Here is a 14,625-nt window from a genome sequence, read left to right as displayed (position 1 = left end):
CCGACCCATGGGTGGGGGCGGGGGCGGGGCGGCTTACGATCCTGTGGTGGGCCGCCGCGATACAACGATCGCGCCCTGTAGTGGAGGAGAACACGACGTGACCGGTCACGGGGTAGCATCCCAGACGGCGAGCGGGCCGGAGCCGCCGAACAGCCCCATCAACCAGGGGCGTCCGCACAGCGCCCGGATGTACGACTACTTCCTGGGCGGCAAGGACAATTACGTCGCGGACCGGCAGGCCGCGGCGAAGGTGCTCACCCTGTGGCCGGGCGTCATGATCGCCGCTCGCACCAACCGCGCCTTCATGCAGCGCGCGACCCGGTATCTGGCCGCCGACTGCGGTATCCGGCAGTTCCTCGACATCGGGACCGGCATTCCCACCAGCCCGAACCTGCACGAGGTCGCCCAGTCGGTCGCGGCGGATGCGCGGATCGTCTACGTCGACAACGACCCGATCGTGCTGGCCCACGCGCAGACCCTGCTCACCAGCCACCCCGAGGGCCGCACCGCCTACGTCGACGCCAATGTGGCCGACCCCGGCACCATCCTCGACTCGCCGGAGCTCGGCGAGGTGCTGGACCTCTCCCAGCCGGTGGCGCTGAGCCTGTGTGCCCTGCTGCACTTCGTCCCGGACGAGTGGGAGCCCTACACGATCGTGCGGCGGCTGGTCGACGCACTGGCGCCGGGTTCGTATCTCGTCCTGAGCCACATCACCCCGGACTTCGACCCGGTGGCGACCCAGCGGACGGTGGACGTCTACCACAGCGGTGGGATCAAGGGGCAGATCCGCAGCAAGGCGGAGGTGACGGAGTTCTTCACCGGTCTGGAACTGGTGGAGCCCGGTATCGAGGTGCCGCACCGCTGGCGCCCCGACCTGACCGCCGGGCCCCAGGTGGTCACCGGCGACGTCACCGACGAAGAGGTGTCCTTCTGGGTGGGCGTGGCCCGCAAGCCGCTGTCCTGACACCGCCCGGCTCCCGGTGCCGCCCCCGCCCGCGGCGAGGGCGGGACCGCCGGTCGCTAGGCCCTGCCGCGGACCGGGGTGAACCGCAGCGGCAGGGCGGCTGGTCCGCGGGTGAAGGTGCCCTGGTCCCGCGGGGTGAACCCGGGTTCCAGACGGACGTCCGGCATCGCGTCCAGGAGTTGCCCGACGGCCACCTCGATCTCGGCCTTCGCCAGCAGGGCGCCCACACAGAAGTGCCGTCCGAGGGCGAAGGAGAGATGGTCGGCCGCGGCGGAGAACGCGGTTCTGGCTGTCAGGTCGGTCCGGAAGACGTCGAAGGAGTCCGGGTCCGCGTACCGGCGTTCATCCCGGCCCGCCGAGCCGATCAGACAGATCACGGTGGAGCCGTCGGGGATCACCCCACCGCTCACCTCCACGTCACCGGCCACCTGACGCATGATCATTTGCACCGGGGGCGTATGACGCAGGGTCTCGATGAACGCTCGTGGGATGAGCTCGCGGTCCGCTGTGACCGCGGCCAACTGCCCGGGGTGCAGCAGCAGGTTCCGCATCACCGCGGACACCGCCTTGTCGGTGGTCTCGGCCCCGGCCGACAGCAGCAGACTGCAGAAGGCCCGGATCTCCTCGTCACTCATGGCCGTGCCGTCGACCTCCGCCGTACACAGACTCGAGAGCAGATCGTCGCCGAGCGCGGCGCGCCGACGCCGGATGACCGGAAGCAGATAGGCGGCGAACTCCTCCCGGGTGCGCAGTCCCTCGGCGGCCACCTCCGGATCCCGCGAGAGATTGCCGAGGAACGCGACGACCGATCGGTACCAGCGCTGGAAGGTGTCGTGGTCACCCCTGTCCAGGCCCATCATGTCGACGATGACGTGGACGGGGAAGCGGCCCGCGAACTGCGAGACCAGCTCGACCCGGCCGGTGTGACGGAAGCCGTCGATGAGTTCCCCGGCATTGCGCTCGATCACCGGCAGCAGCCTCTCCTGTAAGGACGTACCGCGGAAGACGGGGGCCACCAGGGCGCGGCGGACGGTGTGTTCGTGACCGCTCATCTGGACGAAGGTCCTGCCGTGCACGGGTTCCAGCTGCCAGGCGTAGTTCTCGCTGGTGAAGGCCGGGTCCTTGAAGGCACGGCGGACGTCCTCGTACCGCGAGAGCAGATAGCTGCGGGTGGGGGCGTGCCAGAGCAGCGGTGCCTCGTCGCGGAGGCGCCGGTAGACCGGATAGGGGTCGGCGGCGAAGGCGGGCGAGAGGATGTCGGGCGCTTCCTGGGGCGTGATGGTCACGGTCACTCCACGTTCTGTACCGGGTGCGGGCAGGTCGGGGCGCATCCGTGGGACGGCTCCTGGACGGGGCCGCACCACGGCCATCACTACAGTGTGTGTGCGCCGGTCACCCGGGGCGAGTACGCCGGATCGGCCGGTCCCGGCGGAGCGCCCTCCTCAGGACAGCAGCCGTCGCTCGGTGGCGACGGCCACGGCTCCCGCCCGGGTCTCCACGCCCAACTTGCCGTAGATCCGGCCCAGATGGGTCTTGACGGTGGCCTCGCTGATGAACAGTGCGCGGGCTATCTCCCGGTTGCCCAGGCCTCGGGCGAGCTGGCGCAGAATGTCGCGTTCGCGTGCGGACAGGGTGGGCCGCGGACTGCGCATACGGGCCATCACCCGGTCGGCGACCGGCGGTGAGAGCGCGGTGCGACCGGACGCGGCGTCGTGGATCGCCGCGAACAGCTCGTCCGGCCGTTCGGCCTTGAGCAGATAGCCGGTGGCGCCCGCTTCGATGGCACGGGCGATATCGGCGTCGGTGTCGAACATGGTGAGCACCAGGACACGTGGGGTGGTGGTGGCGTCTTCGGCGTCGTCGCCATCGTCATCGGGTGGGGTGGTCAGCCTACGGGTCGCCGCCACACCGTCCATGCCGTCGCCGAGTTGCAGATCCATCAGCACCACATCGGGCCGGACCCGGGCCGCCACGGCGAGGGCCTCCTCACCGCTGCCCGCCTCGCCGACCACCTCGATACCGTCGGTACTGGCGAGCAGGGCGCGCAGCCCGGCCCGGACCACGGCGTGGTCATCGCACAGCAGCAGCCTCACGGGTGGGGTGGGTTCGGTCGGACGTGATCGCAACGACGGGCCTTTCGCAGGGGTGAGGGGATCAGGGACGAGGCTCAGGGGGCGGGGTTCAGGGGGACGGACGCCGAGACGACGGTGCCCTCGCCCGGTGTGGATTCCACGGTGAGGGTGCCGCCGGACTGCCGTGCCCGCACCCGCATGGCGGGCAGCCCGTGCCCCCGCTCCGCGCCGGGCGGCGGGCGGCGGTCGATGTCGAAACCACGGCCGTTGTCGGCGATGTCCAGGGAGAGCTGGTCGTCCAGACAGGTCAGGGTGAGTGCGGCCCGGGTGGCCCAGGCGTGTTCGCGCACATTGGCCAGGGCGCCCTGGGCGATGCGCAGCAGCGCCGCCTCCGCGCGTTCCGGCAGCGGCCCCGGTGTGCCGTCCAGCCGGAAGTCCACGGACAGGCCGGCGCCCGACGCGCGCTCGGCGAGGGTGCGCAGCGCCTGCGGGAGACTGCCTCCGGCGAGCTCGGCCGGGGCCAGATCGTGGACGAACCGGCGGGCCTCGACGAGGCTGCGGGAGGTGATCTCGGCCGCGTCCCGCATATGGCGGCGGGCGGTGTCCGGCTCCGCCGACCAGACGCGGTCGGCGGCCTGCAACAGCATCCGCTGGCTGGACAGCCCCTGGGCCAGGGTGTCATGGATCTCCGTCGACAGCCGCTGTCGCTCCGCCAGCACCCCCGCCCGCCGTTCGGTGGCCGCCAGTTCCCGCCGGGTGCGCATCAGATCGTCGATGAGGACGCGCTGCCGGGCGGCCTGGCGCCGCAGATGGACCAGGACGGCGGTGGCGACCGCGGCGATGGCGAGCGGCGCCACCACCACATTGGGGTTGAACGCGCCGTGGCCACCGTGTCCGCCCCGCGCCACCCGCAGTTCGGAGACCACCACCAGCAGGGTGAGCGCGGCGGCCAGCGGTACCGCGGTGCGCGCGGGCAGGCTCTGCAAACCGGTGAAGAGCAGCGGCATCGCACACCAGGTGGCGCTCGGGGCCAGCACCAGCAGTCCGGCCCACACCGTGGACACCGCCCCCAGCCAGACCAGATGGCGGGTGGTGGGCCGGGTACCGGGGCGCGGCGCGGGGGCGAGCAGTCTGCCGAGGACGTAGAGCGCGCCGAAGACGAGGAACAGGGTGACCACCCACGCCGTACGCGGCTGGCCCTGGTCACGGCTGAGGAAGCGGACCAGCGAGGAGCCCAGCAGCAGGAGGAAGGCGGAGTCCATGACCACCCTGAGCCACCGCCCGTCCGGGTCGGTGGGGACGGTGCCACCGGTGGGGTCGGTGGGGTCCATGGGGTCGGTCACGGATGGTGGGTCGACCGCCGTCGTCATCCCCGCCTCCTCCCTCTCCTCGTCTTCTCGTGTCACCCGGCCACCGTAGGGCCACCGCGACGCCACCTCTCCAGCCAGTCCTAACGCGCCCGCCGCGGGTACGCATCATCCGATCGGTTGATACCGGGGTCCGCCGGACCGCGTGCGCACGGGGGCCGTCCCACCGACGCCGGAGTGCCGCCGGGACACCGACGCTGGGATCGAGGCACGCACCACCGCACCGCCACGAGAGGACCGACCGCCCATGCCCGCCAGGAACGTCACCGTCAACCGCGCGTCGCTCGGCCACCGCATCGGCTACGCGCTGCGCCACCCCGACCGGGTGCCGCGCTATCTGAGCCGCGCCGCCCGGGACGCCTGGCTGCGTCACCGCTGGCCGGACCACGTCGCCTACTACCGCGCCGTGATGCGCTCCGACACCCGGACCAGCCCGGACGCCGCGGTGGGCAGCGCGACCCGTGAGCGGTGGCTCGCCCTGGGCGCGATGCAGTTCGACTACCTCGTCGGTCACGGGCTGCGGCCCGAACACCGGATGCTGGAGATCGGCTGCGGCAACCTCCGGGCGGGCTGGCGGTTCATCCGGCACCTGGAACCCGGTCACTACTACGGCATCGACATCTCGCCCGACATCCTCGCCGCCGCGCAGGACACCCTGGTGCAGTCGGGACTCCAGGAGCGGCTGCCGCATCTGACCCCGGTCCGCGATCTCACCCTGCGGTTCCTGCCCGAGGCACGGTTCGACGTCATCCACGCGCACAGCGTCTTCTCGCACTCCCCGCTGCCGGTCATCGAGGAGTGCCTGGCCAACGTCGGCCGGGTGTTGGCGCCCGGAGGCTGGTTCGACTTCACCTTCGACCGCACCGAGGGCGCCGAGCACCAAGTGCTGCGCGAAGACTTCTACTACCGCACCGGGACACTCGTGGCTCTGGCCGCGAAGCACGGTCTGGAGGCACGGTTCATGGACGACTGGGAGGCGCTGCCGCACGGTCAGTCGAAGATCCGGGTCACCCACGGCCCGGACACCGCGCGGTCCGCCGAGTCCGGCGGCGAGCCCGTCTGATCCCCCCGCGGGCACCCGCCGGTCCGGTAGCGGGGAAACTGGTCCTTTCGCTATCGGTGAAGGAGCAATGTGTTCGCGACATCGCTGGGTGACGACGGTGCGGAACTGCGCCCGCTGGAGCCGTGGAACGCCGAGGAGTACCTCGCCCACATCGACCGCTGCCGGGACTACGTCGGAACGCATATCGCGCTGGGGGACCGGGCCACCGACCTCCCGTCGGCCACCGCCTTCCTCCAGCTGTACGCGGACAAGGCGGCCGCCGACAGCGGACGGATGTACGGCATCTGGGTCGACGGAACGCTCATCGGCGGGGTGCTCTTCCGTGCCTTCGACGCCCAGGCCGCCACCTGTGAGGTGGGCTGCTGGCTGGAGGAGGCGTTCGCCGGGCGCGGACTGGTCACCCGGGCCATCCGGACGCTCATCGACTGGGCGGTCGAGGTGCGCGGGATCCACCGGGTGGAGTGGCTGGCCTCCTCCACCAACACCGCGAGCATCAAGGTGGCGCGGCGGCTCGGCATGGTGCGGGACGGTGTTCTGCGCGAGGACCACGCGCACCGGGGCGTACGTGTGGACACGGAGGTGTGGTCGGTGCTGGCGCCCGAGTGGCGCGCACGGCGCGGATGACATCCGCACGGTGCGACGCGGTGTCACGCACCGCGCCGCACCGTCCCGTGCGCCAGGTCGTCTCGTCCTAGGTGATGGTGAGGGTGCGTTCGCCCCGGGCCAGGGAGCTGTCGCCCGCGTAGAGCCGGATCTCGCCCTTCTCCACCACGAACTCACCGTCCCGGTCATGGGTCCAGAAACCCAGCTCCGCGGCGCCGAGGCGGAAGCGCACGGTGGTGGACTTCCCCGCGCCGAGGGTGATCCGGCGGAAGCCGCACAGTCTGCGCACCGGCTGGACGATGCCGGCCACCGGGTCGCGCAGATAGAGCTGGACGACCTCGTCCCCGCTCCGCCGCCCGGTGTTGCGCACGGTCACCGCCACCTCGACGGTGTCGCCCCGGCGCAGCGCCTCGGCCGTGATCCGGCGCACCGGCAGCGAGGGCTCCCCGATGTCGAAGGTGGTGTAGCTCAGCCCGTGGCCGAACGCGAACTGCGGACCGTCCCGCACATCCAGATAGCGGGAGGTGTAGGGGTTGTGCGGATCGTAGGGGCGGCCGGTGTTCTCGTGGTTGTAGTAGACCGGGATCTGACCCACCGAGCGAGGGAAGGAGACCGGGAGCTTCCCACCGGGGTTGACCTTCCCGAACAGCACGTCCGCGATCGCGTGCCCGCCCTCCAGCCCCGGGTGCCACGCCTCCAGCACGGCGGGCGCCGACTCCAGCCAGCCACCGATGGTCAGCGGACGCCCGTTGAGGAGCACCACCACGAAGGGTGCACCGGAGTCGGCGATGGCCTCGATCAGCCGCTCCTGTCTGCCGGGCAGACCGATGTCGCCGCGCACGCGCGCCTCACCGCTGAGCTCGGCGCCCTCTCCGACGACCACGACGGTCGCCTCGGCCGCCCTGGCCGCCGAGACCGCCTTGGGGATGTCGTCGGTGTCCCGGCCCCCGGCGTCCACGCCCCGCACGGACGTCACCTTCGCCTTCGGGACGGCGGCCCTGATGGCATCGGCCACCGTGACCGGTCGGGGGGTGTCCGCCCAGGGCCCGGCCCAGGAGCCCTTGAGGTCCGCCGAATCGGCGAACGGGCCGACCACCGCGAGGGAACGGGACGAGGTGCTCAACGGCAGCGCGGACCTCTCGTTCCGCAGCAGCACCATGGAGCGCGCGGCGGTCTCCCGCGCCGCCGACCGCGCGGCCCCGGTGGGTTCGGTGATGGCGGCGGCCTCGTCGGTATAGGGGTGGCGGAAGAGGCCGAGCCGGAACTTCAGCCGCAGGATCCGCGCCACCGCGTCATCCAGCCGGGCCATGGTGATCCGGCCGCTCCTGAGCAGCCGTTTGCCGTGGTCCACGAGGAGGGTGCTGACCATCTCCATGTCCACACCGGCGTTGAACGCCAGCCGGGCCGCGTCGGCGCCGTCGGCCGCGAAACCGTGGACGGTGAGTTCCCGGACGGCGATGTAGTCGCTGACCACCACACCGTCGAACCGCCACTGCTCCTTGAGGATCTCGGTGAGCAGATGCCGGTTGGCGTGGGCCGGAATACCGCTCACGGTGTTGAAGGCGGCCATCACGGTGGCCACTTCGGCCTCCACGGCCGCCGCGAAAGGGCCGAGGTAGAGGTTGCGCAGCCGTGCCTCGGACACATCCACGGCGTTGTAGTCGCGCCCGCCCTCGGCACCCCCGTAGGCGGCCAGGTGTTTGGCGCAGGCCGCCACCCGGTCGTCGTCGGCGAGGTCGTCCCCCTGGTAGCCGCGCACCTTGGCCGCCGCCAACGCCGCGGTGAGGAAGGGGTCTTCGCCGTTGCCCTCGGCGATGCGTCCCCAGCGCGGTTCGCGGGTGACGTCCATCATCGGGGAGAACGCCCAGTGCACCCCGTTGGACCGCGCCTCCTTGGCGGACACCTCGGCGTCGCGCCCGGCCACCGCCGGATCGAAGCTGGCCGCCTGGGCCAGCGGGATCGGAAAGGTGGTCCACAGACCGTGGATCACGTCGAGCCCGAACACCAGAGGGATGCCCAGACGGGATTCCTCCACCGCGATCCGCTGCAACGCATTGGTCTTCCGGGCGCCGTAGAGGTTGAGCACCGAGCCGAGCCTGCCCCTGCGGGCCGCCCCGACCGCCTCGGCGTTCTGCCCGCTGCCGGGACCGGTGTCGGCGCTCCAGGCGAGCTGCCGCAACTGCCCCAGCTTCTCCTCCACCGTCATCCGTCCGAGCAGTGCCTGGACCCGGGGCTCGTACGGGCGGGGGCGGTCCTCCCGAACCCCGTCCGGTGGACCGGGCGGGGGCTCCCCGCGCCGCAGGCGTCCGACGGCGCCGCCCGCGGCGACGGTGCCGCCGATGGCCCCGAGCACCGTACGTCTGCGCACTCCATCCATGGTCTTCACCCTCGCGACGGGCATCGTTGAAGAGCATCGAGTGGTTCTGCCGGACATCCGTGGCACCGGACATGCGTGGCGGCGGACATCCGGGGCGTCCGGGCCCGGTAGGCCTCGCGCACACCTCTTCCCCAGCGTAGAACGGCGGAGGCCCTGGGATATCGTGCGCGCATGACAGGGGAGGACGGGATACACCAGCCACGCCTGCGATTCCGGGACGTGGTGCCGCGGGCACTGCTCTACGGACTCGCCGCGACACCCCTCGTGGGCGTCGCCTCGCTCGGGGTGAGCGACCACCACGACCGCATGACGTTCCTGGCGGTCACCGGCGGTTTCGCCATGATCGGCGGGGGCGTGTTCACCGTGTTCGGGCTCTTGCTCTGGGCCGCCTGCGGCGGCGATATCCGGCGCTGCCGCGACTGGCGCACCATCACGGGCCAGGGGGACAGCGCCTCGGTGGCGGCGCCGGTCCTGGTACGGCTCGGTGTGCTGGCGCTGGTGCTCTTCCCCGGGGCGCTCGGTCTCTACCACCTGGTCGACGGCGCCGACTACGACAGCTGGCTGTACGGCGGCTGAGGGCGGCCGACGGCGGCCGACCGTGACGGAAGCCGTTGCGCCCACACTTCTGGGCAAATCCCCGAAATGCGTGCGACAGCCCATATGAGTGGGTAAGAGATCCATGTGCCCCGCAAGACACGGCGACGGGCCACACTGCTGCTGGCCCTCCTGGTTGCCCTGGTGACGACGTTGTTCGCCGCCCAGGGCGCCTCTGCCGCCACGGACGTGGACCGGATCGGCCAGGCGCTGCGCACCAGCCCCGTGTACGTCGATCCCGCCGCCTCGGACGCCCTGAGCGCCGACCGGGCGCGTGCCCTCGCCGACCGCATCCGCGCGGCGGACGTGCCCGTCTACGTCGCCGTGCTGCCGGACGACCGCGCGTACGGCGGGAAGCGCGTCTTCTCGCGGCTGCGCGAGGCCGTCGACCGCCCCGGTGTGTACGCGGTGGCACTCGGCACCTCCTTCGGCGCCGCGTCCGACACCTCGGTGCTGCCGGGCAGCACCTCCCAGGCACTGGCGGAGCAGAATCTGCGCCGCCACCCCGATGACCTCCCGAAGGTGCTGGACGGCTTCGTGACGGACGTGGCCGCGGCCACCCACGGCGACGCGGCACCGGGCGACCAGGAGCCCGGCGGGGTGTCGGCGGGCGGCGCCCTGTTCCTGCTGGTCATCCTGGTGGCGCTGGCCGGAAGCGCCCTGTTCGCCATGGGGCGCACCCGCAAGCGCCGCCGCGAGCGGGAGCGGGCCGGACTGGAGCAGGTGCGCGGCGCGGTCCAGGAGGACATCACCGCGTACGGCGAGAAGCTGAGCGGCCTCGGCTTCACCCCGTCCGATCCGGCGGCCACCCCGGAGATGGTGGCGGACTACGGCCGCGCGCTGGACGCCTACGAGGAGGCCAAGGCGAAGTCGGAGGCCGCACGGCGCCCGGAGGACGTACGGGCGGTGACCGAGGCGCTGGAGGACGGCCGGTTCTCGCTGGCGACGCTGGAGGCCCGCCGCGAGGGAGCGCGCCTCCCCGAGCGGCGGCCGCCGTGCTTCTTCGATCCCCGCCACGGGCCGTCGGTGCGCGATGTCGACTGGGCCCCGGCGGGTGGCGCGCAACGGTCGGTGCCCGCGTGCGCCGCGGATGCCACCCGGATCGAGGACGGACTCGACCCGGAGACCCGTACCGTCCCCGTGGGCGGCGGACGCCGCCCGTACTGGGAGGCGGGCCCGGCGTACGCCCCGTGGGCGGGCGGGTACTTCGGCGGTTACGGCGCCGCGCTGCTCCCCGCCCTGCTGGTCGGCACGATGCTGGGCGGTTCGCTGAGCCCCGGCTACGACGAGGCGGGCGCGTTCGGGGACGGCGGTGACTACGGCGGTTTCGGGGACGGCGGCGACTACGGCGACGGTGGCGGATTCGGCGGGGGCGACTTCGGGGGCGGGTTCGGCGGAGGCTTCGGCGACGGCTGACCACCGCTGACCGCGACCGGGACGCGGCACACCCGGACATGTCCGCGTAGGCCGCCCGGACACCGCGTACGGATTCCTGACCGCCCTGTGACCCGCTCGTATCCCGGACGCCACTCCTCGCCGACCGGGCCGTGGGGCAGGATGGTGGGCGATCGGTGAGCGGGTGGTGGGCCATGATCAGTCTGCAGCGGCTTCTCGACGCCGTAGGACCAGCGGTGCTGTCGGGCCCGTGTGCCCCGGAGCGGCTGTCCGTCACGGTCGGCGACGCGGTGATAGCCGAACCGGACGGGGAGCTCCAGCCCCGGGCGGGGGACATCGTGCTCGGAGTGAACCTCACCGACCGTGACGCCGCGCTGCGGCTGCTGGCCCTGTGCGGCCGGAGGGCGGCCGCCGCCGTCCTGCTCAAGGCGCCCTTGGCGGCCGACGAGCGGGTGGCCGCGGCGGCGGACGAGGCGGGGGTGGCGCTGCTGCGGGTGTCCGCCGGGGCGGGCTGGGCCCAGGTGCTCTCCCTGCTGCGCGCGGCGCTCGACAGCGAGGGGCTGGCCGCGTCCGCCGCGGGGCTCGGGGTGGCGGAGGCCGGGGACCTGTTCGGGGTGGCGGACGCCATCGCCCGGATCATCGACGCCCCGGTGACCATCGAGGACCGCAGCTCACGGGTGCTGGCGTACTCCACCCGCCAGGAGCGCGGCGACGAGGCGCGGGTGGCCACCATCATGGGCCGCCACGTACCCGAGGACGTCAACGCGCACTTCCGGCGGCAGGGTGTGTTCCGCAGGATCGCCCAGGCCACCACGCCCATCTACGTTCCGGCGGTCGTGGAGGGGACCAAACCGCGACTGGTGGTGCCGGTGCACGCGGGAGGCGATGTGCTCGGCTCGATCTGGGCGATCGTGCCGGGGCCGGTCGAGCCCGAGCGGGCCGCCGCGTTCGCCGACGCCGCGGACGCGGCCGCGCTGCACCTGCTGCGCCGCCGCGCGGAGGCGGACCGGCAGCGGCTGGCGCTGGCGGACATGGTGGCGAAGGTGCTGCACGGGCAGGAGGGTGCGGCTGACGCCGCGCGTCTCCTCGGCCTGACCAGCGGCCCCTGGCGGGTGATCGCCGTGGGGGTGCCCAGTGAGGACGCCGACGAGGCGGAGCGGCAGCGGCTGACGGTGCGGGAGCGGCTGTGCCGGTTCCCGGGCACCCGGCTGCGCTCCCCGGCCGCGGTGATCGGTGACGTGGTCTACGGCATCGTGCACGCCGACGCGGTGAACTCCGCGGCCGAGGCGCGCGCGGACTGGCTGGGCGAACTCGCCGGGCCCGCCGGGGACACCACCACGCCGCTGGTGGCCATGGGCGGTCTCGCCACCACCGTCCCCGGACTGGCCGACTCCCGGGAGCAGGCCGATGACACACTCGGACTGCTCACCGCCGGTCTCGTCCCCGGGGGCGCGGCCGTCCACGACGAGGTGTGGGCCACGGTGGTGCTCCGCCGCACCGCCCGGGCCGCGAGCGGCGCCCGCATCGCGGCCATCGGGCCGCTGCGAGAGCTGCTGGAGCACGACCGCGAGCACCACACCAGCCATGTGGTGACGCTGTACACCTGGCTGGAGGAGATGGGCGACGCGAAGGCGGCCGCCGCCCGGCTGTGCATCCACCCCAACACACTCCGCCACCGGATGCGCCGGCTGCGCGAGGTGGTGGACCTGCGGCTGGAGAGCGCCGAGGTGCGCGCGGCGCTGCTGTTCCAGCTCACCACCCGCCGTTACGGCGCCGACGGCGCGGCGGTCCCGCGGGCCGCACCGCGGACCGCGGTGCACGAGCCGGACTGACGGCGGCGGCCGCTCCCCCGCGCCCGGTACGTGGCCAGGCGCCCGGTACGTTGTTCCCTCCGCACTCCGCGGCGCCGTACGACAGTGGCGTTTGCACGATGACGGAGCGTCGTCCCCGGCGCCACCATGGCTTCACCCGCGGCCCGCCCCGGGCCCGGTGGAGTCTCCACGGAAGGACGACGGTGTGGCGATCGGCAGCTCCCACGAGGTCAGCGACCGCACGGACGGGACCTGCGAGGACGCGCCTCTCGCACAGGCACGGATCGACCTCGCGGCCATCAGCGCCAATGTGGCGCGGCTGCGGGAGGCCGCCGGTTCCGCGGAGACCATGGCCGTGGTGAAGGCCGACGGCTACGGCCACGGCATCGTCCCCAGCGCCCGCGCGGCGCTGGCCGGTGGCGCCACCTGGCTCGGCGCCGCGCGGATCCATGAGGCGCTGACCCTGCGCGCCTCCGGTATCACCCCCCGGATCCGCGTGATGGCCTGGCTGCTGGCCCCGGGCGACGACTGGGCCGCCGCCGTGGCCGCGGACATCGAGCTGTCGGCCGGGGCGATCTGGGCGGTCGAGGCGGCGGAGGAGGCGGCGCGGACGGCGGGCCGTCCCTGTCTGCTGCATCTGAAGGCGGACACCGGTATGGGCCGCGGCGGCGCCACGCCGGCCGACTGGCCCGCGCTGCTGGAGGCCGCCGCGCGTGCCGAGGCGTCCGGACACATCCGGGTGGTGGGGATCTGGTCCCACCTCGCCGACGCCGACACCCCCGGCCATCCGGCCACCGACGCACAGGTGGAGAACTTCCGGACCGCGGTGGACATGGCCCGGAAGGAGGGGCTGCGCCCCGAGGTGCTGCACCTGGCCAACTCGGCCGCCACGCTGCGGCTGCCGCAGACCCACTTCGACCTGGTGCGCCCCGGGATCGCGGTGTTCGGACTGAGCCCGGTGCCGGAGTCCGCCGACGCCGCCGCCCTGGGGCTGCGCCCCGCGATGACGCTCTCGGCCCGGCTGGTCTCCGTCAAACGCGTCCCCGCCGGACAGGGCGTGTCCTACGGCCCGCGCTACCGCACGTCCCGCCCGACCACCCTCGGTGTGGTGCCCCTGGGCTACGCCGACGGGGTGCCCCGGCACGCGTCCGGCACCGGGCCGGTGCTGGCCGCGGGGGAACGGCACACGGTGGCGGGCACGGTGTGCATGGACCAGTTCGTCGTCGACCTCGGGGACGGCCGGGCGGCGGTCGGCGACGAGGTGGTGCTGTTCGGCCCCGGCGACCGGGGGGAGCCCGGTGCCGAGGACTGGGCGCGGGCCGCGGACACCATCGCGTACGAGATCGTCACCCGGGTCGGCGACCGGGTGCCGCGGATCTACCGCGGCGCCGGTGCCTGCGTGGGCTGATCCTGGCCACCGCGCTCCCCTGCGGTCCGCCGCAGGGTGGCGTCGAGGGTTCCGAGCAGCCCCAGCGCCTGCGCGCTGGGGCTGCCGGGTTCCGCCCGGTAGATGACCAGTTGCTGACCGGGGGCGGCCCGGACGTCGAACGACTGGTAGGTGAGGCTCAGCGCGCCGACGTCGGGGTGGTGGAGGTGTTTGGCGTCCCGTGTCTTGCCGCGCACCGCGTGGGTGTTCCACAGGGCGGCGAACTCGGCGCTGTGCCGGGTGAGGGTCTCGACGAGGGCGGTCAGCCGGGGGCCGTCGGCGGGATAGCCCTCCGCCTGGCGCAGATTGGCCACGGTGGCCTGGGCGGTCCAGTCCCAGCGGGTGAAGAAGGGGCGGGCCGCGGGATCGAGGAAGACCATCCGGGCGAGGTTGTCAGCGGGCCGGAAGGGCGAGTACAGCGCCTGGGCGAGGGGGTTGGCGGCCAGGAGGTCCAGGGTGCGGCTGACGACGAAGGCGGGGGTGTGGGCGTAACCGTCCATGAGCCCGCGCAGCTCGGCGCTGACGGTGTCCGGGGCGGTCAGGTGGCGGTCGTCGGGTGCGGTGCCGGTGAGCCGGTACAGATGGGCGCGGGCGTCGGGGTCCAGGTGCAGGGCGCGGCTGAGGGCGTCGAGCACCTGGGGTGAGGGATGGCGTTCCCGTCCCTGTTCCAGCCGTGTGTAGTAGTCGGCGTTGACCCCGGCGAGCACGGCCACCTCCTCGCGGCGGAGTCCGGGGACCCGGCGGACCCCGTGGTACGCCATGCCGACGTCCCCTGGCCGCAGGCCGGCGCGGCGGGCGCGCAGGAAGTCTCCGAGTGCGTTGTCGGGCATGGACCCAAGGCTAGGCAACCGTGCGGATCGCTGCCTGGGTGTGCCGCACCCAGGCTCTGCGCCACCTGGTTGACCTGCGACGTTCTCCTCAGACTCGGTGCCGGGGCGGGATCCGCTCCACGA

Annotated in this window: 12 protein-coding genes; 7 read left to right on the top strand and 5 right to left on the bottom strand. The window is 73.1% G+C overall.

The window, feature by feature from the left end; translation table 11 throughout:
• Positions 1–97 precede the first annotated feature (97 nt).
• The gene (locus tag AC07FT_RS07745; RefSeq protein WP_479174821.1) at positions 98–964 is read left to right on the top strand and encodes an SAM-dependent methyltransferase; all 867 of its coding nucleotides are present in this window, start codon (positions 98–100) and stop codon (positions 962–964) included.
• Between the two features lie 56 nt (positions 965–1,020).
• On the opposite strand, the gene AC07FT_RS07740 is transcribed toward AC07FT_RS07745, so the two are convergent.
• From AC07FT_RS07740 to AC07FT_RS07730, 3 genes are all read right to left on the bottom strand, one after another.
• Positions 1,021–2,244, bottom strand: a complete 1,224-nt coding sequence (locus AC07FT_RS07740; RefSeq protein WP_479175209.1) for a cytochrome P450 — start codon at positions 2,242–2,244, stop codon at positions 1,021–1,023.
• A gap of 162 nt (positions 2,245–2,406) precedes the next feature.
• Positions 2,407–3,057 (bottom strand): response regulator, encoded by a 651-nt coding sequence (locus AC07FT_RS07735; RefSeq protein ID WP_479174819.1) that lies wholly within the window; start codon positions 3,055–3,057, stop codon positions 2,407–2,409.
• Positions 3,058–3,131: 74 nt separating this feature from the next.
• Positions 3,132–4,298, bottom strand: coding sequence for a sensor histidine kinase (locus tag AC07FT_RS07730; RefSeq protein ID WP_479175207.1), 1,167 nt, complete (start codon positions 4,296–4,298; stop codon positions 3,132–3,134).
• Between the two features lie 352 nt (positions 4,299–4,650).
• Here AC07FT_RS07730 and AC07FT_RS07725 point away from each other — a divergent pair, with 352 nt between their 5' ends.
• Together AC07FT_RS07725 and AC07FT_RS07720 are read left to right on the top strand one after the other, a co-directional pair.
• Positions 4,651–5,466 (top strand): class I SAM-dependent methyltransferase, encoded by an 816-nt coding sequence (locus AC07FT_RS07725; RefSeq protein WP_479174817.1) that lies wholly within the window; start codon positions 4,651–4,653, stop codon positions 5,464–5,466.
• Positions 5,467–5,535: 69 nt separating this feature from the next.
• The gene (locus AC07FT_RS07720; protein WP_479174816.1) at positions 5,536–6,090 is read left to right on the top strand and encodes a GNAT family N-acetyltransferase; all 555 of its coding nucleotides are present in this window, start codon (positions 5,536–5,538) and stop codon (positions 6,088–6,090) included.
• Positions 6,091–6,157: 67 nt separating this feature from the next.
• Here the strand turns inward: AC07FT_RS07720 and AC07FT_RS07715 are convergent, their stop codons facing one another.
• On the bottom strand, positions 6,158–8,446 hold the full coding sequence (locus tag AC07FT_RS07715; protein WP_479175205.1) for a glycoside hydrolase family 3 N-terminal domain-containing protein: 2,289 nt from the start codon (positions 8,444–8,446) through the stop codon (positions 6,158–6,160).
• 171 nt (positions 8,447–8,617) lie between these two features.
• Between AC07FT_RS07715 and AC07FT_RS07710 the strand changes: the two genes are divergently transcribed.
• From AC07FT_RS07710 to alr, 4 genes are all read left to right on the top strand, one after another.
• Entirely contained in the window at positions 8,618–9,022 is a 405-nt protein-coding gene (locus AC07FT_RS07710) for a DUF6336 family protein (protein ID WP_471200267.1), read from the top strand.
• A 105-nt stretch (positions 9,023–9,127) separates the two neighbouring features.
• Positions 9,128–10,456 carry a hypothetical protein gene (locus tag AC07FT_RS07705; protein WP_479174814.1) on the top strand — a complete coding sequence of 443 codons (1,329 nt, stop codon included), beginning with the start codon at positions 9,128–9,130 and terminating at the stop codon, positions 10,454–10,456.
• A 173-nt stretch (positions 10,457–10,629) separates the two neighbouring features.
• A complete protein-coding gene (locus AC07FT_RS07700) occupies positions 10,630–12,267 on the top strand; it encodes a PucR family transcriptional regulator (RefSeq protein ID WP_479174812.1) in 1,638 nt (545 codons plus the stop codon).
• A gap of 190 nt (positions 12,268–12,457) precedes the next feature.
• Positions 12,458–13,654 carry an alanine racemase gene (gene alr / locus AC07FT_RS07695; RefSeq protein WP_479175203.1) on the top strand — a complete coding sequence of 399 codons (1,197 nt, stop codon included), beginning with the start codon at positions 12,458–12,460 and terminating at the stop codon, positions 13,652–13,654.
• Here the strand turns inward: alr and AC07FT_RS07690 are convergent.
• Positions 13,624–14,502, bottom strand: coding sequence for a helix-turn-helix transcriptional regulator (locus AC07FT_RS07690; RefSeq protein WP_479174811.1), 879 nt, complete (start codon positions 14,500–14,502; stop codon positions 13,624–13,626). The two genes, alr and AC07FT_RS07690, sit on opposite strands and share 31 nt — an antisense overlap.
• Between the last annotated feature and the right edge of the window lie 123 nt (positions 14,503–14,625).

The organism is Streptomyces sp. NPDC045899 (assembly GCF_056431485.1).
Note: the sequence above shows the minus strand (reverse complement) of the source record. Positions and strands in the feature narration are given on the sequence as shown.

Excerpts from the sequence above, each read along its gene's own strand:
- AC07FT_RS07715 (WP_479175205.1), bottom strand. The coding sequence starts at position 8,446 with ATGGATGGAGTGCGCAGACGTACGGTGCTCGGGGCCATCGGCGGCACC.
- AC07FT_RS07690 (WP_479174811.1), bottom strand. The coding sequence starts at position 14,502 with ATGCCCGACAACGCACTCGGAGACTTCCTGCGCGCCCGCCGCGCCGGC.
- AC07FT_RS07730 (WP_479175207.1), bottom strand. The coding sequence starts at position 4,298 with ATGGACTCCGCCTTCCTCCTGCTGCTGGGCTCCTCGCTGGTCCGCTTC.
- AC07FT_RS07710 (WP_471200267.1), top strand. The coding sequence starts at position 8,618 with ATGACAGGGGAGGACGGGATACACCAGCCACGCCTGCGATTCCGGGAC.
- AC07FT_RS07700 (WP_479174812.1), top strand. The coding sequence starts at position 10,630 with ATGATCAGTCTGCAGCGGCTTCTCGACGCCGTAGGACCAGCGGTGCTG.
- AC07FT_RS07725 (WP_479174817.1), top strand. The coding sequence starts at position 4,651 with ATGCCCGCCAGGAACGTCACCGTCAACCGCGCGTCGCTCGGCCACCGC.